19 protein-coding genes are annotated in these 21,775 nt (G+C 35.0%); 14 read left to right on the top strand and 5 right to left on the bottom strand.

Going from position 1 to position 21,775, the window contains the following annotated elements; genetic code table 11:
- Window positions 1-24: 24 nt before the first annotated feature.
- Both C8P70_RS00475 and C8P70_RS00470 read right to left on the bottom strand, forming a co-directional pair.
- On the bottom strand, window positions 25-1,107 hold the full coding sequence (locus C8P70_RS00475; RefSeq protein WP_133711386.1) for an efflux RND transporter periplasmic adaptor subunit: 1,083 nt from the start codon (window positions 1,105-1,107) through the stop codon (window positions 25-27).
- A 108-nt stretch (window positions 1,108-1,215) separates the two neighbouring features.
- On the bottom strand, window positions 1,216-2,526 hold the full coding sequence (locus tag C8P70_RS00470) for a TolC family protein (protein ID WP_133711385.1): 1,311 nt from the start codon (window positions 2,524-2,526) through the stop codon (window positions 1,216-1,218).
- Window positions 2,527-2,740: 214 nt separating this feature from the next.
- Here C8P70_RS00470 and C8P70_RS00465 point away from each other — a divergent pair, with 214 nt between their 5' ends.
- The 14 genes from C8P70_RS00465 to guaB all read left to right on the top strand — a co-directional run bounded on the left by C8P70_RS00465 (window position 2,741) and on the right by guaB (window position 16,533).
- Window positions 2,741-3,064 (top strand): rhodanese-like domain-containing protein, encoded by a 324-nt coding sequence (locus C8P70_RS00465; RefSeq protein WP_133711384.1) that lies wholly within the window; start codon window positions 2,741-2,743, stop codon window positions 3,062-3,064.
- Window positions 3,065-3,075: 11 nt separating this feature from the next.
- On the top strand, window positions 3,076-3,507 hold the full coding sequence (locus C8P70_RS00460; protein ID WP_133711383.1) for an OsmC family protein: 432 nt from the start codon (window positions 3,076-3,078) through the stop codon (window positions 3,505-3,507).
- 53 nt (window positions 3,508-3,560) lie between these two features.
- Window positions 3,561-3,767, top strand: coding sequence for a hypothetical protein (locus C8P70_RS00455; protein WP_133711382.1), 207 nt, complete (start codon window positions 3,561-3,563; stop codon window positions 3,765-3,767).
- 124 nt (window positions 3,768-3,891) lie between these two features.
- Window positions 3,892-4,314 carry a hypothetical protein gene (locus C8P70_RS00450; RefSeq protein WP_133711381.1) on the top strand — a complete coding sequence of 141 codons (423 nt, stop codon included), beginning with the start codon at window positions 3,892-3,894 and terminating at the stop codon, window positions 4,312-4,314.
- 106 nt (window positions 4,315-4,420) lie between these two features.
- A complete protein-coding gene (locus tag C8P70_RS00445) occupies window positions 4,421-5,806 on the top strand; it encodes a TolC family protein (RefSeq protein WP_133711380.1) in 1,386 nt (461 codons plus the stop codon).
- A 9-nt stretch (window positions 5,807-5,815) separates the two neighbouring features.
- A complete protein-coding gene (locus C8P70_RS00440; RefSeq protein ID WP_133711379.1) occupies window positions 5,816-8,995 on the top strand; it encodes an efflux RND transporter permease subunit in 3,180 nt (1,059 codons plus the stop codon).
- A gap of 23 nt (window positions 8,996-9,018) precedes the next feature.
- Window positions 9,019-10,128, top strand: a complete 1,110-nt coding sequence (locus C8P70_RS00435; protein ID WP_133711378.1) for an efflux RND transporter periplasmic adaptor subunit — start codon at window positions 9,019-9,021, stop codon at window positions 10,126-10,128.
- A gap of 13 nt (window positions 10,129-10,141) precedes the next feature.
- Window positions 10,142-10,708, top strand: a complete 567-nt coding sequence (locus C8P70_RS00430; protein WP_133711377.1) for a TlpA family protein disulfide reductase — start codon at window positions 10,142-10,144, stop codon at window positions 10,706-10,708.
- A 17-nt stretch (window positions 10,709-10,725) separates the two neighbouring features.
- Window positions 10,726-11,349: a TlpA family protein disulfide reductase gene (locus C8P70_RS00425; protein WP_133711376.1), complete on the top strand. Its 624-nt coding sequence runs from the start codon at window positions 10,726-10,728 to the stop codon at window positions 11,347-11,349.
- 235 nt (window positions 11,350-11,584) lie between these two features.
- Window positions 11,585-12,574, top strand: a complete 990-nt coding sequence (locus C8P70_RS00420; protein ID WP_133711375.1) for a serine hydrolase domain-containing protein — start codon at window positions 11,585-11,587, stop codon at window positions 12,572-12,574.
- A gap of 195 nt (window positions 12,575-12,769) precedes the next feature.
- Window positions 12,770-13,273, top strand: coding sequence for a TlpA family protein disulfide reductase (locus C8P70_RS00415; RefSeq protein WP_133711374.1), 504 nt, complete (start codon window positions 12,770-12,772; stop codon window positions 13,271-13,273).
- 10 nt (window positions 13,274-13,283) lie between these two features.
- On the top strand, window positions 13,284-13,967 hold the full coding sequence (locus C8P70_RS00410) for a thioredoxin family protein (RefSeq protein ID WP_208293368.1): 684 nt from the start codon (window positions 13,284-13,286) through the stop codon (window positions 13,965-13,967).
- A 169-nt stretch (window positions 13,968-14,136) separates the two neighbouring features.
- Window positions 14,137-15,003, top strand: a complete 867-nt coding sequence (locus tag C8P70_RS00405; protein WP_133711372.1) for a hydroxymethylglutaryl-CoA lyase — start codon at window positions 14,137-14,139, stop codon at window positions 15,001-15,003.
- A gap of 57 nt (window positions 15,004-15,060) precedes the next feature.
- Complete coding sequence (gene guaB, locus C8P70_RS00400) at window positions 15,061-16,533, top strand: IMP dehydrogenase (RefSeq protein ID WP_133711371.1); 1,473 nt, start codon at window positions 15,061-15,063, stop codon at window positions 16,531-16,533.
- A gap of 247 nt (window positions 16,534-16,780) precedes the next feature.
- Here guaB and C8P70_RS00395 read toward each other — a convergent pair whose 3' ends face one another.
- Genes C8P70_RS00395 through C8P70_RS00385 form a run of 3 tightly spaced genes read right to left on the bottom strand, consistent with a single transcriptional unit; the run spans window position 16,781 to window position 21,769 of the window.
- Window positions 16,781-19,741: a DEAD/DEAH box helicase gene (locus C8P70_RS00395; protein ID WP_243832633.1), complete on the bottom strand. Its 2,961-nt coding sequence runs from the start codon at window positions 19,739-19,741 to the stop codon at window positions 16,781-16,783.
- Window positions 19,742-19,755: 14 nt separating this feature from the next.
- On the bottom strand, window positions 19,756-20,730 hold the full coding sequence (locus C8P70_RS00390) for a nucleotidyltransferase family protein (RefSeq protein ID WP_133711370.1): 975 nt from the start codon (window positions 20,728-20,730) through the stop codon (window positions 19,756-19,758).
- Between the two features lies 1 nt (window position 20,731).
- Window positions 20,732-21,769: a DUF262 domain-containing protein gene (locus tag C8P70_RS00385; protein WP_133711369.1), complete on the bottom strand. Its 1,038-nt coding sequence runs from the start codon at window positions 21,767-21,769 to the stop codon at window positions 20,732-20,734.
- Window positions 21,770-21,775: the final 6 nt, after the last annotated feature.

Below are 21,775 nucleotides of genomic sequence, written 5' to 3'. Positions count from 1 at the left end.
TTTTAATTTTTAAAATGAATAGTCTTACTGCACATTAACCTTTGCTCCGTTAAACAATCTTCCGTCAGCTTTTATGACATATTTTTCTCCCGCAGCAAGTCCCGATAACACTTCAATATCGTTTCCGTATTTTTTTCCTAAGCGCAGCCATCTTAAAATAGCTGTATTATCATCATTTATGACGTAAATTCCTTTGAGCTGTCCTTGTGTGATAATTGCCTCCTGTGGAATTAAAACTAATTTACTTGAGGTTTTGACTTCCGTTTTATCCATCGGAAAAACAGCATTTACAAACATTCCTGATAATATATCCTCCGATTTGTCTAAGTCTATTTTTACGATATATTGCCCGCCTGTGTTTTGGGCAGAAGTACTTATTTCAGCTACTTTTCCTGTTGTGGTTTTGTCCAAAGACTTGATATTTACAGTTGCTGCTATTCCGTTTTTGATGTGGGAGATTTCACTTTCCGAAACTATTACCACGGCTTGCATTTTTGAGGTTCCCTCTACGGCTATAAGCGGCATTCCGGGATTTGCCAGATCTCCTTGTTTAACAAAAGTACCCGTAACTGTTCCGGAAAACGGAGCTGTAATATTGGTATAAGAAAATTGAGCCATTACTTCGTTTCTCGTCTGTTTGGCTGTTTCCAAACTTGCTTTTGCCATTTCAAAATGCATTGTTATATCATCCATTTCTTTTTGGGAAGCACTGTTTTGAGAAAACAAAACCACAAAGCGCTCGTAATCTCCTTTTGCACTGTTGTAAAAAGCCGTAGCCTGATTTACTCCTGCATCCGCCTGTGCTTTTTTAGCTTGTAAATCACTGCTGCTAATAGTTGCCAAAAGCTGACCTTTGCTTACCGTTTGTCCTGTTTTTACTTCTATGGAAGTAACGTATCCCATCATTCTTGTAGAAATATTTGCACTGCTTTCTGCTTCGATTTTTCCACTTGCCTCTATGTATTTTACAGAATTGCTTGGCGCTGTTTTATTGATGGTTACTGAAATAACGGGAAGTTTGTCGATCGCTTTTTCCTTGTTTTTGGAACAGGACGCTGTAAGTCCTATAAGTGAAATAAAGGCTATTGATATTATTATTTTTTTCATATCTAAATGTTTATTGCTTTGTAAAGGTGATATGAAATCGCTTTATTTTTATTAGTGTTTGTTTGCAACCAACTTTATTTTATTGGCGATTTCACTTTGTATATAGCTTTAGTTTGTTGACTGCGTTAAAAATTCGATTTGAATGGCAGACAGATTATAGTCTTTTACTGCTGCGAGATAATTGACCTGTTTTTCGAGATCGGTTGCTTGAGAAATCAATACATCAGACGTTTTTTCTAACCCCTGATTATATCGGTTTTCCAGGATTCGCAAGGTTTCTTCTGCTTGTTGTTTGGCTGTTTTGGCTAACTGAATTTTAGATTGATTGGAAACTAAATCCCGTTTTGCTTTTTGCAGTTCGAGTTGTTGTTTTTCTATATATAATTGCATTTCGGTTTCGGCTTTTTTGACTGTAATTTTGTTCTGCCTTATTTTATTAAATGTTGTATTTCCGTCAAAAATGTCCCATGAAAGTGAAATGCCTACCATAAATCCATTAGCTCCGAATCCAACAATATCTTTATCGTTATAATTGAATTCTCCAAAAGCATTTAATCTCGGGAGCAATCCTTTTTTACTCATTGACATTATTTTTTTTTGTGCTCCCAGTCCCGATTTCATCGCCAAAATATCCGCTCGCTCTTCAGAAAAATCCAAGTATTCATTTAGTACCACATTTTGAACTAATTTTTCGGTTGGGATATATATATTGGCAGCATCTTTTCCCATTAACCAGGATAAATAATCGGATAAATTGGAAATGTTATTGTCGATTTCGATTTCCTTGTTTTGAACTTCGGTTAACCCAACCTGTACCATCAGCACGTCAGAAGGTTTTGCATAGCCTTGATTTTCCATGTTTTGAGTGTTTCTTAAAACTTCCTGATATGCCAAAATGCCTTTTTGAATGGCTGCTTTAGCTTCATACAAAAATTGCAGGTTCGTATAAGTATTTTTTATCTCAACGGTAAGTATTGCTTCTGCAAACTGTTTTTGGTATTCTGTTGCTTTTATTTTTTCTTTAAGTGCTTTCTGAGCCGAAAAAACATCAAAATTTAAAACAGGCTGCTGAACAGAAAGCTTAGTATTGAAATGATACATTTCATTCGGATTATTCAATAAAACAGGATTGAAATCAGCTTGCGTAACTACTTTTTGCTGTAATTTAAAACCAAATGAATTGAGCGGATCATTTGTGTAAAAACCTGAGTGGCTTAATGATATTTTGGGAAGAAAACCAGAAAGCGTGCCCGCAAGTTCTGCTCGTGAAAAATCAATTTCCTGTTGCTGAACTTTGAGTTGGGTGTTGTTTTCTTTCATTTTTGAAATAGCTTCGTGAAGTTGTAGAGGCTGTTGAGCAAAAATGCTTCCCATACTAAACAATATAAAAACAATAAGGTTGGGAAATTTTGTATTCATGACTGCATAAGTTTAATTTCTGATACAAAATTCCGATAAGCGATTTGAATGTACAGTAACATCAGTTACAGAAGGAATAATAATAAAAATGAGCCTTAAGTAACTTAAGTTACATTGCGCTTTGGATAAACGGAGTAATTTTACAGTGAAATTTAAAAGGGTGGTATAAAACAAAACCATCCAAATTACCATTATATTAGTAATTAGTATAGCCATGTTAAACATATTTAAAAAAATATTCAGTGTATCATCTCAAGGAGAACAGTTGGAAAAAGTTATAAGCAGAGAATCTTTTTTAGTTGATGTACGCACGTCCGGCGAATTTTCTTTAGGAAGTGTAAAAGGAGCTGTTAATATTCCATTAGGGAATTTAAGAAACGAGCTCTTTAAATTTAAAGACCAAAAAAATATTGTTGTCTTTTGTAAAAGCGGTGCCAGAAGTGCTCAGGCAAAGCGAATTTTAGAGCAGAATGGTATTCAGAATGTTACAAATGGAAGAACTTGGAAAAATGTTCAGGCTATATTAAGTAAACAATAAAAAAAGAGACTATGTCACAGGAACATCTATATCAGGTTAATTTAAAGTGGAAAGAAGGAAGAACGGGAGAAGTTTCTTCGCCTGTATTAAGTCAGGTTATTGAGTGTGCTACTCCCCCGGAATTCCCTAATGGAATAGCAGATATTTGGTCGCCGGAGCATTTTTATGCAGCAGCTATCAGCAGTTGTTTTATGACTACGTTTTTAGCAATTGCGGAAAATTCTAAAATACTATTTGAACATTTTGAATGTAAGACAAATATAAAATTAGAGCTTGTGGATAACAAGTACAGGATTACTCAGGCAGAGATTTTTCCAAAAGTAAAGCTTGCAGATTTAGAAAAAAAAGATCGGATGCTGCGTATATTGGAAAAGACAAAAGAACATTGTTTGGTAACGAACTCAATGAGAACCGAAATCATTTTAACTCCTGAAGTTATATAGTTTCTTTCGTTAACACGTAGTAATAAAGTAAAACTAATAAAAAAGATATTTTTATGTATAATTATTTAAAGCACTTTCCTCTGATGGGATACATTAAACTGGCATTTGGAATTTTATTTATTGTGATGGGGATAAAAGAAAGCCAGGTATATATTGTAATTATGGGAGGATTGCTTATGCTGTTAACCTTTTTGAATAAAGGAACTTGCGCAGAAAATAATTGTTCAGTTCCAAACCGAAGTCAAAAACGCAGACGATAAATTGTTGAAAAATAAGAGAGAGCACCTATTTGCCGTTACTAATTAAGCCGGTTTGTGTTAAAAAGTCATAAAACAAACTCTATCTCTTGGACTCTCTCTGAAATAAAACTATTTTAGCAAACTGATGAATAGAACTAAACCAAATATAGCCATGAATTTTAAGCGATACTTGTTTGTATTGGCTGCTGTGCTTGTGGTACTTCTTTCATCGTGTGTAGTTAAAAGCAGTATTAAAACTTTAGTGGGAATACCCACAAATACGGCACAGAGTTTTGCTAAAGGACATTTAGATTTTTCAGTAACTAACAGTGACAGATGTGCTGAAATTGATTTGGCTGATGCACAAATTATTCAAAAAAACTCTTTTGATGCACAAGATTTACTGCCTGTTGCTATCTTTACTGTTTCTTTTCTTTTTCTGTTGGGGGGTCTTTTTCCTGCAAATAAAGAAAATAAACACCCCCTTTATTCAGGCAGCAGAAAAATCCGAAATTCTATTCCTATCTTTTTGGAATACAGAAAACTTATTATCTACTTCTCACATTAATTTTTAACCTGCTGGTCAAGAGTACCTGACAGGTGAAATTTCTATTGTTTTTATTCAAAAATAATCTTAGGTCACGTTGTGATCTTTTCAAAAATTCTACAATAATATGAATAAACATATTGTAGCAACTACTTTGCTGTGGTTTGCTATTGTTGTGGCATTTCCGCTATATGCCCAGCAACAAAAACAAAATACTTTGGGTGATTTATGGACCCAGGTAGAAGAGAAGTATCCGGGAATCAGTTCTAAAACGTCAGCAATTGATGCTGCTAAATTAAATGAAAAAGCAGTTAAGAGTAGCGCACTTCCACAAGTAAAAGCACAAGCACAAAATACGTATGGTACTTATGAAGGAAGTTCGGGGGCATTTTTCTCTCAACCCGGAATTTTTAATGTCAGCGGCTCGTTATCGGGACTTGATGGTAGTTCTGTAGCTGCTAATAGTTATGCTTCTGCAACTGTTGAATGGGAACTTTTTTCTTTCGGCAAGTTGAATAAACAGAAAAAAGCAGCAGGAGCTTTGTATAATAAATCAGTAAGTGAAAAGGAAGCTTATTTACTGCATTTGAAAAAAACGTTATCAGAAAGATATATTAGCCTCTTATATAACGAAGCCAAACTGAACTGGACGGAAAAAAATGCAGAACGGTTAGATGATATACGCAAAATAACCTCGGGGTTATCTATATCCGGATTAAAACCGGCAGCAGATAGCCTGTTAGCTTCATCATCTTATATACAAGCAATGAGTGAATACGATAAATGGGAGGGAGTTAAAAAAGCATCGCTCATAAAACTCATAGAACTATATGGTGATCAAAATATTGATTATACAAATTCCATTGAGCGGTTTGTTATTCCTTCGGCACAAAATTTAGAGTCTGAAACAAAGATAGACATCGCACATCCTGCGCTGGATATGCTAGACAAACAATCTGAATATTATTTATTAAGTGGTCAGGAACAAAAAAGAGCTTCACTGCCAACAATTAGCTTATTGGGAGGATATGCATACCGAGGAACTGGTATTGATTCTAATGGAACCGTATCAGGTGTTTGGAAAGACGGATTCAATAATACGAGCAGCAATTTTTTGGCTGGTATCGGTATCACCTGGAACATTACCAATTTACGGACGAACGTTATAAAGGGAAATCAACTTTTTAAAGAAGCCGAAAGTATTAAACTGCTTCAAACACAGTATGAACAGGCTATGCAGGCAGATTTATCTGCTTCTCAGACAAAAATCAAACAGCAATATCTGCAATTACAAAAAACAAGACTTGCCGTAGTACAATCACAAGATGCTTATGAAATGTATTTGGCAAGGTATAAAAGCGGTTTAATAGGGCTAAGCGAACTGTTGCAGATTCGTATTTTACTGGAACAAGCAGAAAACACACATATTGAAGCTTCTCGCGAGTATTGGCTTTTACTTGCTTATGAAGCAGAATTGACTGCCGATTTCAATTTTTTATTTAACAATCTTTAATTATTGCATATGAACCTGATAAGATTTGCATTAAGGAAACCAATTGCTATTATGGTAGCAGTGCTTGCAATAGTTTTCTTTTCTTACAATACTGTAAAAAAAATAAATGTAGATATATTTCCGGAAGTAGAATTGCCGGCAATATACATTGCCATGCCCTATGGTGGTCTGTCTCCCGCCTACATGGACGGATTTATGGCAAATGAATTTCAAAAAGTACTTTTGTTTGTCAGCGGAGTACAAAATATCGATTTTAAAAGTGTGCAGGGGCTGACAATGATGAAACTGACCTTTTATCCGGGAACGGATATGGCACAAGCAGCAGGAGAAGTATCTACTTTTACCAACCGGGCTATGGGCTTTTTACCCGCAGGAGCGGTACCGCCTATGGTAGTGCGGTTTGACGGAAGTTCACTTCCCGTAGGACAACTCGTGTTTGAAAGCGACCAGCGGTCGGTTAATGAAATTAAAACCTTGGTACTGACAAGAGTCAGACCTATGTTTGCAGAAATACCGGGAATTACCGCTCCGGCTCCGTTTGGAGGAAACTCCCGCTCAATAGTAGTAAATATAGATCCCGAAGCCATGCAGGCAAATGGATTGACACCTGAAGAAATTACATTAGCTATTACTAAAAACAGTCTTCCGTCAGCCGCTGGAAATATTCGTATAGGTGATGAAAATCTGATGGCACCTATTAACTCTATAGCGAAAGATCCTGAGGAGTTTATGAATACTCCGGTAAAAACAAATGATAACCGGACTGTATACATTAGAGATGTGGCAAAAGTGGAGGACGATGGAGATATAACAGTGGGATACGCTTTGATTAACGGCAGCCGTTCGGTTTATTTACCTATTATTAAAAAAGCAGATGCTTCTACATTGGATGCTGTGGAAAACTTAAAAGCTTCTATTCCGATGTTAAAGGATCAATTGCCTGAAGATGTCAAAATAAGTTATGAATTTGATCAGTCCACGTATATTGAGCGTTCGCTTTCCAACCTTATTCACGAGGGTGTTTTAGGGGCAGTTTTCACGGGCTTGGTCATTTTGTTGTTTTTAGGTGATATTCGAGGGGCAATTATTGTTGTATTTACGATTCCGATTGCTATTTTATCAGCCGTAACGGTTTTGCATCTTTTTGGACAGACTATTAATATTATGACTTTGAGCGGTCTTGCTCTTTCAATAGGTATTTTGGTTGACGAAGCTACGGTGACGATAGAAAACATACATCAGCACATGGAGCTCGGCAAACCCAAACAGCGAGCCATAATTGATGCGTTACTTGAAATATCTATTCCTAAGCTATTGATATTGCTATGTATTTTGGCTGTGCTTACGCCTGCTTTTATTATGACAGGCATTCCTAAAGATATGTTTATGCCTTTATCCATGGCGGTTGCTTTTGCAATGATCGCTTCATTTCTGGCTTCTCAGACTTTTGTTCCCATTTTGGCAAATTGGATGATGAAAACCAAACACAACAGAGAAGCAAATACCCCTAGGAAACGTGCTTTTTTTGAAAAATTCAGAGTTAATTATTCTTATCGCATGCGTAAATGGTCAACCAAAGCTCTGCCTCTTTTTGCCGGATATGTTCTGGTAGCTGGCATTATAGCTGGTATATTATTAACGGTGGTAGGTACGGATGTAATGCCGGTTTCTAATAACGGAGACTTTCAAATGCGCATTCAGGCTCCGCAAGGAAGCAGAATTGAAAAAACGGAACAGATTGTCAGAGAAATTACAGATGACATTAAATTGCTGGTTTCGGAGGAGGGAGTGAATATGACTTCTGCCTATGTAGGTATGCAGCCTCCCGGGTCTCCTATTAACCCTATCTTTTTGTTTACCAGCGCTTCGCATGAAGCCATTTTACAAATCTCTATTAATCAAAATATTTACGAAGGTTCTATAGAAGACTTAAAAGAAGATATAAGGAGAATGCTTAGTGAAAAACACGCGGATGTTGCCTTTAATTTTGAGCCTATGGAATTGACTGAAAAGATTATGGGACAAGGGGCAATGACGCCGATTGAGGTTAAAGTAGGAGCAAATCAGGTCAAAAGTGCATTAGCACATGCTTCAAAAATAGAAGCGAATCTTAAAGAAATACCATATTTGAGAGATGTTCGTATTGCTGAGTCAATTGATTACCCTACTTTGGAGATTAACGTTGATCGCGATCTTGCCGGACATTTTGGTCTGACGATGAAAGATATTACGCGAAGTCTTGTTACGGCAACGTCATCGACACAATTTACAGATAAAAATCTCTGGCTTGATCCCAAATCTGGTTTAGTGTTTCAAACTCAGGTACAAATACCTGAAGGGATAATGCAGTCTGAAGAAAAGCTACGGTCACTTCCGTTGAAAAAGGGTAGTTTGCGTCCGGTATTGGAAGATGTTGCAACCATACGAAGAGTTACTACTCCGGGGCAAATAAACCGCAAAGGTCCTAACCGTTATGTAACTGTAGTTGCTAATGTATATGGCAAAGATTTGGGAACAGCTTCTTCAGCAGTTAAAAAAGCGATTGCAGAAGCAGGCGATCCTCCGCGAGGCACAACCATTTGGACAGAAGGTACTTTGCAATTATTGGATGATACGTTAGGAAGCCTTTTAGCAGGTTTAGGAGTAGCTATAATTGCTATATTTTTAATGTTATCTGCCTATTACCAATCTTTCAAAGTTCCGCTTATCATTTTGTCAGTATTACCTGCCGTAATTGCGGGAAGCCTTATTATTTTGTTTATAACAGGCAGTACGCTTAACCTGCAATCTTATATGGGAATTATTATGTCGCTTGGCGTATCCGTTTCCAATGCAGTATTATTAATTAATCAGGCAGAGTTTTACCGTAAAAAAATGGCACTCAAGCCTGCTAATGCAGCAAGACTCGCAGCCTCTTCCAGACTAAGACCGGTGTTGATGACAGCTGCGGCAATGTTTGCCGGTATGCTTCCTATGGCAATGGGATTGGGAGATGGGGCAGAGCAGGTAGCTCCTTTAGGCAGAGCTGTTATTGGCGGATTAATTGCGTCCACTGTAACTATACTTCTGCTATTACCTCACTTCTTTTCTTCCCTGATGTCAAGAACTTCCATCGTAAGTCCTTCATTGGATCCGGATGATGAAGAAAGCAGATATTATCTGACGCAATCTGAGAAACAAACGATATAATAAACTTTAAAATACAAAATGCAATGTATTACAACATTTTAATAAATAAGAGATCAAAAAAAGTATGGGGATTAGCAGCCTCTTTGGTATTGGTTTTCACTGCTTGTTCAGAAAAACAACAAGAAAAAGATCAGGCTCCAAAAGAACAGGCAAAAATGATAGAATACCCAACTTCTTCTGTACAATTTATCAACCCGGAATACGAAATATCTGTTCCTGCAGAATTAAAACCGTATGAGCAGGTAGCCATTTATGCAAAAGTAACGGGATTTGTAAAGCAAATGTATGTTGATCGAGGTGATCGGGTTCGCAAAGGACAGCTTCTAGCTGTATTGGAAGCTCCGGAAATGGAACAACAATATCTTTCTGACAAATCCACAGAACAAAAAGTGTACAACGACTACCTGTATGCGAAGCAAGCGTATGACCGACTGACAGATGCTTCCAAAACAACCGGAGCAGTAGCTGATATTGAGATTGACAGGGCAAAAAGCGCAATGGAAAGCGCAAAATCTGCTTACGACGCTTCTAAAGCAGGTACAGCACACTCTTCACAATTACAGGACTATTTACGCATTACTGCACCGTTTGACGGAATAATTACCCAAAAAAATGTTTCTGCAGGAGCGCTGACAGGGACAGGTAGCCATAATATGCCTTTGTTGGAAATGGCGCAGAGCGATAAACTTCGTTTGACCTTGTCTTTACCCGAAAAACACGCATCTTCTGTACCTGAGGATATGACAGCTTCATTTACTGTTAGCTCACAGCCGGGGAAAAGTTTTGAGGCTAAACTTTCCAGAACTTCCGGTTTGCTCGATCAAAATGATCGCTCACTTACTTTGGAATTTGATGTAATCAACTCGGATGGAGAGTTACAAGGAGGAGATTATGCGCAGGTTAAGCTTAAATTAAAACGCAAAAATTCATCGTATTGGGTTCAAAGTCAGAGTCTTTTAAATACACAATCGGGAACTTATGTTTTAACGTTAAACAATAACGAAATAAAGAAAATTGCTGTAAAGGAAGGTATTCGCGTAGATACATTGACGGAAGTTTTTGGAGATCTTTCTAAGGAAGATAAAATTATCACCAAACCATCAGAAGAAATTAAGGAAGGTAGAATTAATTAACACAAAAGATAAAATGAAAATAAGATATAATAAAAAAGCAATGTTTACATATATTTTAGTAACATTGGTAGGATTTTGTTTTACAGGCTGTCACAGTAAAGCGAATAATAAAAATGTAAACCAGACTGAAGTACAAACAAATACCACCTCATTACCGGAATCTTCCGGCAATGAGGTGGTATTTAAAGATAAAAATGGAAAAACTATATCATTAAGTTCTTTAAAGGGCAAGGTTGTATTTATCAATTTCTGGGCTACATGGTGTCCTCCGTGTATTCAGGAAATGCCTAGTATTGATAAATTAAAGCAATCTTTTTATGGTAAAGATGATATTATTTTTCTGATGGTAGACGTAGATAATAATATCGAAAAGTCTACGGCTTTTATGGAAAAGAAAAAATATGATTTGCCTGTGTATGTTCCGGCGAGCAATATACCATCTGACTATTTAGGCAGTGCGATTCCTACAACGGTTATATTGGACAAAAACGGCAATATGGTCACTCGTATAGAGGGAGGCAGAGATTATACAAATCCTGAAATAATTAAAGTTTTAAATGAATTGATTGATAATAATTAATTGTTATTATAGTTGTTATGGATAAAAAAGAAAGCTTAAAAGATAAAACATTTGTGAATCAGCTGTGGCACAATATTAAAAAACACGGTTTTACCATAATAATGGTAAGTTTTATAGCACTAATGTTTATTAGTCCGGACGCAAAATCATTTGTGCTTAGGCAATTAATGACAACCGGACTTTTTAATGCCAGTATAGATAAAAAAAATACTGAGACATCAACTCAGGTGAATATAGATTTTGATTTTACAGATGAAAATGGAAATATCCAAAACACTGCTTCCTTAAAAGGTAAAGTTGTGTTTATAAACTTTTGGGCTTCCTGGTGTCCGCCTTGTCGGGCAGAATTTCCTTCTATTGAAGTACTTTATAACCAGTTTAAGAGCAATCCTGATCTATTCTTTTTAACTATCAACGAAGACAAAGATTTAGAAACGGGTAAGGAATATTTGAATAAAGAAAAATTTTCAACTCCGATGTATAGATCTAATGGAGGCATTCCGACAGAAATTTATTCCGGAGCGCTGCCAACTACTGTTGTGTTAGATAAAAAAGGAAACATAAGGTTTCATCACACAGGATTTGCCAATTATTCATCAGCCAAATTTATTGAGCAGATTAAACAATTAATAGTAGAATAAACCCCTTGAATATTAACCTCTTAATATTTGTTACTTCTTTTATTATTTTACATTAAAAAGCTATAACAGTTAAATCAGTAGTAAAATTAAGCAGTATAAATCATTTTTGTTGAACTAAAAATCCTAAGGTATCTTAGGATTTTTTTAATTAATTAATTTTAAATAAGTTATGCTAATATAAAAAGGTTATATTTGGTAATTTGAGTTGAAAAAATAGCATAATAAGAAATAAGGATTGAAAAAAATAACTAAGGCATTGTTTAAAATAATTATTGTCCTAATAGGTCTTTTCATTGTTGCTTTGATAGGCTTATTTATAGCTTTTCATTTTATTGGTAAAAGCGAAGATAAAAAAAGTGTAAAAGAACTACTTGATAACACGTACAATTCCCGATTTAAAAAAAGAGGTACTTCCTATGTCATAGTAAGTGTAGTTGGAGATAAAGTTGAATATTATTGTTATGGATATAGTACATCTAAAACTAATCCAATTCAAACAGATTCAATGACCATGTTTGATATTGCTTCTTTAGGTAAACTATTTACATCTACAACTGTAAAAGTATTGGATAAAAGTAAAAAAATTAATATTAATGAGCCAATCGCTTCTAATTTTAAAGATTGCGTAGGTAATCTAAGTAATTTTAAGGATGTTACTTATAGTCATTTAATTAATCATACTTCAGGATTTCCTTCCTTGCCTGAAAATATAATAGAAAAAATGAAAAAAACACATGAGGCAGAAAACCCTTATAAAGTTATTTCTGTACAGGATGTATTTGATTATTTGGAAAGCTGTAAAAACAGAGATACGGAAGAACGAAGTATCTATTCTAATTTTGGTTATGGGTTAATTGGTATTTCATTGAGTTTAGAACTTAAACAAAATTTTGAACACATTGTTCAAGAAAATTTATTTTCAAAAATAGAAATGAATAATACTTTTATTCCTAAAGACGGTATTTTGCCAAATAATCTTATTCAAGGCTATACTGCTGCTAAAAAACCTGCTGAATTTTGGTTTGATGACGTATTACCGGCTTCCGGTTCATTTGTTTCTAATGGAAAAGATTTGGCAAATTTTATTTTATATCAATTTGGATATTATGGAGATAATATCTACGTTCCAAATGATATGTCTGGTTGGGAGCATGAAAAAAAAGTACTGAATCAACCTGAATATTATTGGCATAATGGAATGTCAGGCGGTTATTATTCTTTTTAGCAATTGACAAAAAAAACAAAGTGGGAGTTGCTATTTTATCTAATGAAGCTAAAATGTTGACCTACCAACAAATCAGAACGTTTGAAATAATCAGAAAAAGAGCTCTAAAGAAACAAATTAAAAATTTCGACATAAAATAATTTTGTTTTAAAAAAAAGCTTTTAACTTAGAAGCAAATCAAAAACGTAAAAACGTATGCAAAAAGTTTTGATTAGTTTATTACTATGTCTGATTTTAGTAGGATGCGGACAAAAACAAGAAAAGCAGGAACAGATCATCAGTACAGAAACAAGCTATTCATCTGCTTTTAAAAAGTTTATGCAACAAGATGATAAACTTTATGTTGTAAATTTCTGGGCTACTTGGTGCGTGCCTTGCGTAAAAGAACTCCCGAACTTTATGAAAGTAGACGAAGAATTTAAAAATGAGAAAAACTTTAAAATGATTTTAATCAGTATGGATAAAATGGCTGATTTTGAATCCAAGGTTAAAACATTTGTCAAAGAAAACAATATTACCCCCGATGTCTATCTGCTGTCGGACAATAAAAAAATGAACGAATGGATACCTAAAATACATCCCAATTGGAGTGGAGCCATTCCTGCCACAGCGATGTATAAAAACGGTAAACGAGTCTTTTTTCACGAAGGAACCCTCACTTATGAAGAATTAAAAACCATTGTAAATAACCACTTATAACATTATAATTATGAAAAAAATAGTCATTTTAATATTGTGTGTTGCTGCATTTTCTTCTTGTAAAAAAGAAGTAAAGAAAAAGGTTGAACAGGAATCCCAACTCAAAGAAACAGTAGAGAACATAGAAGAAAAACAAAATGAAAATGTAAGGTCCGGATATAAAATAGGAGATGAAGCTACAGATTTTAAATTGATAGGAACGGATGATAAAAAGCATTCATTGGCAGATTTTCCGGAAGCAAAAGGATTTATCGTTATTTTTAGCTGTAACCATTGCCCTTATGTAGTTGCTTATGAGGACAGAATTGTAGCGTTAGATGCCAAATATAAACCTTTGGGATATCCGGTTATTGCCATTAATCCCAATGATGCATCAATTCAGCCGGAAGATGGATTACAAGAGATGAAAATCAGGGCACAGGAAAAAGGATTTACATTTCCCTATCTGGCTGACGAAGGACAAAAAATCTTTCCGCAGTATGGAGCTACCAGAACTCCTCATGTTTTTATCCTCCAAAAAGAAAACAATAAAAACATTGTAAAATATATCGGAGCCATAGATGATAACTTTGAAGATGCAAATGATGTAACTGAAAAATATGTAGAATCAGCGGTTGATGCACTTTTAAACGGAGAAGAAATTAAACAAAAAGAAACCGTAGCAATCGGTTGTACAATTAAAGTAAAAAAGTAAACATTTTTTATTGCTTTTTAGAATTTTTGCCTTTCAGGCTTGTACTTAAAGGCTTAAAAAACGGAGCTGCTTTTTAAAAAGCAGCTCCGTTTTTTGTATTTAATAAAATACTTGAAAAGTAAAAAAAATCATTTTGTGAATTTACAGCTTTGAAGTATATTTGAAAACTATGAAGCCAGCTGTAAAAATTATAGAATGCCCGCGTGATGCCATGCAGGGGATTAAAATGTTTATACCCACAGAAAAAAAGATACAATATATCCAGTCTTTGTTGAGAGTAGGGTTTGATACTATTGATTTCGGAAGTTTTGTTTCACCAAAAGCGATTCCGCAAATGCAGGATACGGCAGAAGTATTGCATCAACTGGATTTATCCAGCACTCACAGCAAATTGTTGGCTATTATTGCCAATACGCGAGGGGCAGAGCAAGCAGCAGAACACCGCGAAATACAATATTTAGGGTTTCCTTTTTCAATATCCGAAAACTTTCAGATGCGCAATACCCACAAAACAATTGCCGAATCCATTATAACCTTAGAAGAAATTTTAAATATAGCAATTAAATCAGGCAAAGAAGTGGTTGCCTATTTATCTATGGGATTTGGAAATCCGTATGGTGATCCGTGGGATGTTGATATTGTTGGAAGCTGGACAGAAAAACTTTCCAAAATGGGAGTTAAAATACTCTCTCTTTCCGATACAATAGGAAGTTCTACGCCTGAAGTTATTGACTACTTATTCAGCAACCTCATTCCGGCATACCCAAATATGGAATTTGGTGCCCACTTGCACACAACACCTGATTCGTGGCACGAAAAAGTAGATGCCGCTTACAAAGCGGGTTGTTTGCGATTTGACGGAGCTATAAAAGGTTACGGAGGATGCCCGATGGCTAAAGATGATTTAACCGGAAATATGCCGACAGAAAAAATGCTGAGTTATTTTACAGCAAATAAAGTCAGCACTAACTTAAGCGGAATGTCATTTGAAAGCGCCTATAACGAAGCGTTAAAAATATTTAATTTTTATCATTAATACTTTTTTAATTACTCAAAAAAAGCTAAATTTGCGTGCAATTCAATTCAATTGCACATGAAAGCACACACAACTAAAATCATCGGTGAAGGATTGACTTACGATGATGTCCTTTTAGTACCGAATTATTCTGAAGTACTACCGCGCGAAGTAAATATCCAATCAAAATTTTCTCGAAATATTACCTTAAACGTTCCTGTTGTATCTGCTGCGATGGATACAGTAACAGAAAGCGATATGGCTATTGCTATGGCTCGTGAAGGCGGAATAGGAGTAATCCACAAAAACATGACAATAGAGGAGCAGGCAAAAGAAGTCCGCAAAGTAAAAAGAGCAGAATCCGGAATGATTATAGATCCGGTGACTTTGCTCTTGACTGCAACGGTAGGCGATGCAAAAAAAGCGATGGCTGAATTCAGCATCGGAGGTATCCCTATTGTAGATGAACAAGGAGCTTTAAAAGGAATTATTACCAATAGAGATATGCGTTTTGAAAAAATAAATTCAAGACCGATTACCGAAGTAATGACAAAAGAAAATCTGGTAACTGCGGCAGAAGGAACAACGCTATCTCAAGCAGAAGAAATTTTGCAGGCTAATAAAATAGAAAAACTCCCGGTTGTTAATTCAAATAATAAATTAGTAGGATTAATTACTTTTAGAGATATTACCAAATTAACGCTAAAGCCAAATGCTAATAAAGATAAATTTGGACGTTTGCGCGTTGCTGCTGCTTTAGGAGTTACTGCAGATGCAGTAGAAAGAGCCGGTGCTTTAGTACAAGCCGGTGTTGATGCCCTAATTATTGATACTGCTCACGGACATTCAAAAGGAGTAATAAGCGTTTTGAAAGAAGTAAAATCATCCTTTCCGGAAATAGACGTAGTAGTTGGAAATATAGCCACACCAGAAGCAGCTTTGTTTTTAGTTGAAAACGGAGCTGATGCTGTAAAAGTAGGTATCGGACCCGGATCAATCTGTACTACAAGAGTTGTTGCGGGAGTTGGATTCCCTCAATTTTCGGCTATCATAGAAGTAGCTGCAGCCTTAAAAGGAACAGGAGTTCCTGTAATTGGTGATGGAGGACTTCGTTATACAGGCGATATTCCAAAAGCATTGGGAGCAGGAGCAGACAGCGTTATGCTGGGGTCTATGCTTGCAGGAACCAAAGAATCTCCGGGAGAAACCATTATTTTTGAAGGAAGAAAATTTAAAGCTTACAGAGGTATGGGATCTGTTGAAGCGATGAAACAAGGTTCTAAAGATCGCTATTTTCAAGATGTTGAGGACGACGTTAAAAAATTGGTCCCGGAAGGGATAGAAGGACGTGTTCCATACAAAGGAGAGTTGAGCGAAAGCATGCTTCAATTTATAGGCGGACTAAGAGCCGGTATGGGATATTGTGGTGCAAAAGATATTGCTGCATTGAAAGAAAATGCTCGTTTTGTCAGATTAACTGCTTCGGGAATAGGGGAAAGCCACCCTCACAATATCACAATTACTAAATCTGCTCCAAATTATTCAAGATAATATCAGAATTTTATAATTTTTGAAAGCTGCTCATCGAGCAGCTTTTTTATTTTAAAGTTTTCAGGAAAAACCTGTATCGGCTGAATACTAAGCTTTTATAAAGATTATCAAAGAAGTCAGGTAACGATTTGGTAACGGTGCTTATTGCTTTGCTTTTCAACGTGTTTCCGTTAACTCAAAGTAAATATACAAAAAGATATATTATTGTGTATATCATTATCTGATTAATGAAGATTGATTCAATAGATTACGTCAAACGCTCTTCTAATAACCCTTTCCAAATTGTAAATCCTTTATTGTCATCAGAATAATCGTGAACTATTCTTGAAAAGCTTTGTGGACTGGTTTCCAAATAAGTTTGCCGTCCTTGCTCTCTTATGACATTTAGTTCTTTGTCGATTTGTTTTATAGTGTCAATCAATACTGATTTGCTTTTGTCAGTGTGCCAAATGTAGGTAGCTTCTTCGGTGTCCAAAGTTTCTAAAATGATATGATAATTTTGCTTTCCTGCTAACAGAAAGACGAATGAAAACGGCTGTAAAACAAACCGCAATTTCATTACATTTCGTTCATGTCTTTCAGCCAAAAACTGAATGTGTCGTGAATGCTTATACTGCTTCCCTTTCAGTAAGTCTTTCAAAACATTTTCGGCATTGGTATAGATATTTTGGTTTTTCGGCAATTCATTCGTTGTGAGCATATTTTGTTTTGAAGTCGGAATTTGACCTATAAAACTTTTGTTCAGAAACTGAAATTTTACGCTTTCAATAATTTCTTTATTGATGTTTTCAATGTCGGGTGATGTAGCTAATTGCGACAAAACCACTCCATTTTCTATTTCAGCATAAATATTAATCACAACCGTTTTTGATTTCAGAACCCTAATAAAATAAGGCTTCAAAACTTCAAATTCAGGTCTAAACTCTTCGTTTTCAATTTCAAAAACAAACCGTTGGTTGTTTTCTTTATCAATGTACTCAAAGCCAATATTACCGTATCTGAAATCCAAATCTTCCACGGCAATTTTAATTTGTTTTTCGATAACCAAACTTTGACTTTCAGGGATAAACTCGGTTGGTTCATCAAACAGATTTGCTTGTCGGGCTATTTGACGATAGTAGGTGTTTCGTTTTAAAAACAGTTTATTGAGGTAATCAATTCTGATGTCCCGATAATCATAGATTGTCGGATTGATTTCAGAACGTTGTACACGTCCAATATACTGAATCAGCTTACCTTTGAAAGAAAACGGATACACCAAAAACAAGGAGCTGATATTCGACAAATCCGAACCCTCTCCAAAATACTGTCCTGTGGTAATTAATACCTGAAAATTGCCTTGTTGTAAAGTTTGCCATTTGGATTTTCTGTTGCTTTCAGTATCATCTCCGCTTAGCGTAATAACTTCGTAAGATTGTTTCAAGAAAAGATAAAGCGTATCAATGTGTTCCTTTCTCTCTGTGATAATAGCAATCCGCTTTCCTTTGGAAAGTTCGTTTTTGATGTCATTCAGAATGAGTTTATTCCTTTCCGAATCGTGAACTAAAATCTTTGAAAGTGTTTCAAAATTATCCGTTTTAGAATTGAAGGAAACATTCAAATTAGTATTTCTGACAATGATTTGAGCGTGTTTGAAATTTTCAATTTCATTGCTTGTAACTTCTGAAATGACATCTCCTATAAAAGCAAAAATCAGTTTATCGTCATTGTATTTTCTAAACGGAGTTGCCGTCAATCCGTAGAGATAAAATGTATTTAATTTCTCAATCGTATTACGAAAAGTTTCGGCAGGAATATGATGACATTCATCCACTAAAATAGTTCCGAATTGATTTTGGAGTTGCTCTATTTGCTTCGGTAAACTTTGGATAGTCGCTATGGTAATTTGCTTGCCTATTTTCACTTTCCCTTGACCGATAATACCGATTTCGTGTTTCGGAATAGCGAGAAAAGCCTGAACTCGTTCTTGCCATTGTTCTAATAATTGTTTGCGATGTACAACGATTAGGGAAGATTGCTTTTTGTCTGCAATAATCTTCAACCCCATTATCGTTTTACCCGAACCCGGCGGAGCAACGATAACGCCAAAATCTTTTTTTGAAATAGTTTCAATAACTTTTTTCTGATGATTTCTCAACGTAGCATTGAACGAGTATGGGATTTCTTCTTTAAGTTTTCGGTTGTCTTGAAAATCAAATTCCAGATTTTGTTCTTTGCAAAATCTAAGCAATTTTCCAATAAATCCTCTCGGAATAATGATTTCATTTTCCGTTTCTTCAACGAGTTTAAAATATCGTTCTGTGCCAAAAGTGTTTTTGCCCGATTTCTTCTTGATAAAGAACTCTGAATTGGCAAAATTCAATTCCTCTTTCAGAAAGTTGATTAGTGGAGTTGTTAACCCATCTCTTTGAATGAGAATATTTTGTTGAAGTGTAATAGATAGTTTGCCATTATGGTTTTTAGCAATTGGTAAATTTTGTATTGTTGAAATTTCCTGAAATAACTTTTCCAAAATATCAATCGAAACTCGTTCGGTTTCTTTTAAAAACTGCCATTGGTCTGTATTAGGTTCAAATGTTTCGGGATTGATAAAGCAACTATTTCCATTCTCCAATGCGGGTTTAAAAAATGGAAGTGCAATCAGATTTCCCAAACCTTTTCCAGAGAGAAAATCTTGATTTGGAAATAATCGGTCGAAACTTGAGCTTTTGTCAAACATTGAAAACACTCCCGACTGCTCTAAAATGGAAATGAAAACTTTTCTGCTTCGGATTGCAGGATAAGGTTTGTCAAAAAATATCCAGACGTGTCCACCGTTTCCCGAACGGGAACGTTCCAAGTAGACAGGAATATGTTTCTCTCTGCAAGCATTTAAGAAATTTACCGCTTCTTCTTTCCAGTTTTGCTTGTCAAAATCCGCTACCAAAAACCAAGAGGTATTGTCTTGCAATAAAGGATAAATACCTATTTGCTGTACACCGTTTAAGTGTTTTTGAATTTCATTATCGGTAAGCGGTAAAAAGGTTTTATGCGGATAATTTGCAAATGTTCCGCCATTCATTTTGTGTACCCGATAGTGATATGGGTCATATTGATAGGCAGGCATATAACCCGATTTTCCTGATTTCTCCCAACGAACGGCAAATACATCTTCACGACCTTTGAAGAGGGAGCGGAAAAGTTCTATCGAGTTGAATTCGTCTTTCACGTGCACCGGATAATTTATATCTTAACCAATTTTTCTTCTACAACTTCTCCTAATTCTGGAATAGTCATTTCAGTAGTAATCAGAATTTTCTGTTTATTTTTGTTTCGTTGGTTCTGAAGATATCCGATAATTTTATCAGGATGTGTATTAAATATTGATTGAACTACAATTAGATAGGGAGATAAATCACGTATTAAAACCCCTCGTTTTGCGATGGTTTCGCTTTTCAATATTTCATTTAATTCTTGTATTGAGATACCGATAGCTTCAATAAATCCTAATATATTTTGAGCTAATCTTCTTCTATCTAATGGTAAATCCTCTTCTTTCCAGTGATTTTGGATCGTAGATATTAATTGGTTTACCTTTTTTACTTCTTTATTTTCTTTAGCTAACTCTGTCAATTTACTAAGTTCTTCGATTCCACTTATTGTAACTTCTGCTTGTTCCAATGCGGCTTTTACTTGGTAGGCAACTCGTTCTTTTGCCCAATTTATTTTGTCAGATTTATAAATTAAATCGTGTGTTGCAATTGACCAAGCGTGTTGTAAAAAAGTTTTGATTTGCACTTCAAATTTTAAATCGTAAATGTGTTGTGCAAACTCTCCTGTCTGGTTGTCTTTTAAAGAAATATATAATCTTAAATCATCAAAGGGAAATGAAAAAGAATCTTTATGAGTAAAGTTTATAGAATAAGGTCTTCTCTCGTGTATCGTGAAATTTTTCTCTAATAACTTTTCAGCAACCTTAATCTCATTCAAATTTTTTACTACAATTGTAGCCGCAAAAAAATCTTCAAAAACTTGATTTTGATTAAATCTACCTGTTTCAATTTTCATTGAAAAACTCTCAATTTTTTTTATCCGACTTTCATAGTGCCATCTTTCATCTTTCTGACTATTGATTAAGATATCAGCTTTTGATTTTAGAATCTTGTAGAATTCAAATCTCTTATTGTATAGCTCTTGAATAGATTTTACTATTTTCATTTTATAAGTTGTTTGTTAAAGCTAACAAACGTTCTCTTCTTTGAGGAAGGTCTGTAACAGCTCCCTTAGAGTTATCATAATATTTGAGTACATCTTCTTCAATTTCTTCCCCAGCTTCCTGTTTTTCTTTTACCTGAGATACTTTTGTCATAAAAACATCATAAGCATCAGCAAAAGCGACACTGTCTTGAGGATTATTTAAATGTATGTATGCCCATAAAGTGTAGTAGTTGTTATTAGAACCAGATGCAAATTTTTTGATTGCCACGTTATGGTTATCTACAGCTAAAATAAATTGCTTAATATATGAAAGTCTATTTATGAATTCTTCTAAACTAAAATCCCCAGATTCCTGTAACTCTTCAATTTCATCATACTGAGCATAAATAGTATCTATGTGGTCTTGGTCGAATCCAACAATTGTATTTTCCAAAATAATCATCATCAATTCGGAAATAAACTGAACATTCTTCATTCGTTTATCTCTTCCTCTTGTACTTATTTTATAATCCCACCAGAAATCTGTATCAGATTCTTCTTCAACAAAGTTGATAAACCATCCATTGTATCTTGCGTGTCTTAATTCTTGTGGTTGTAAATTTCTCGCATTTCTATTTACTCTATCAAAAACTTCCTCAATATTATTTCCATCGATTGAATCAATAAAATCAACAACTAAGGTATAATCCCAAAATTTTCTTTTGTATTCTGGTAATAGGTCTTTAAATTTCTTGCCATTTAAGTTTACATCCCCAAAATCTTGAGCTATTGCAATTTTACTTTCAAAAAAAGATAAGATTGTTTCCAAACGTTGCTTGCCATCAACAATGTGATAGGTTGTATAGCCTTGGTCATTAACAGTCCTATGAATAAATATAGGTGGTGCTGGATAGTTCCTGAAAATAGTATCTAAAAAGAACTTTTTGTCTTTAGGACTCCATACACTTTTTCTTTGATACGGTGGAGTTAAGTCTAATTGGTTATTGCGATATAAGTCTAAAAACCAAGTTATCTGTTGAGTTGTTGGCTGTCTTTTCATTTTTAA

The sequence above is a fragment of the Myroides indicus genome (genome assembly GCF_004364575.1).
Classification (GTDB): Bacteria; Bacteroidota; Bacteroidia; order Flavobacteriales; family Flavobacteriaceae; genus Flavobacterium; species Flavobacterium indicum_A.
This window is presented reverse-complemented; position numbering and strand designations above follow the sequence as displayed.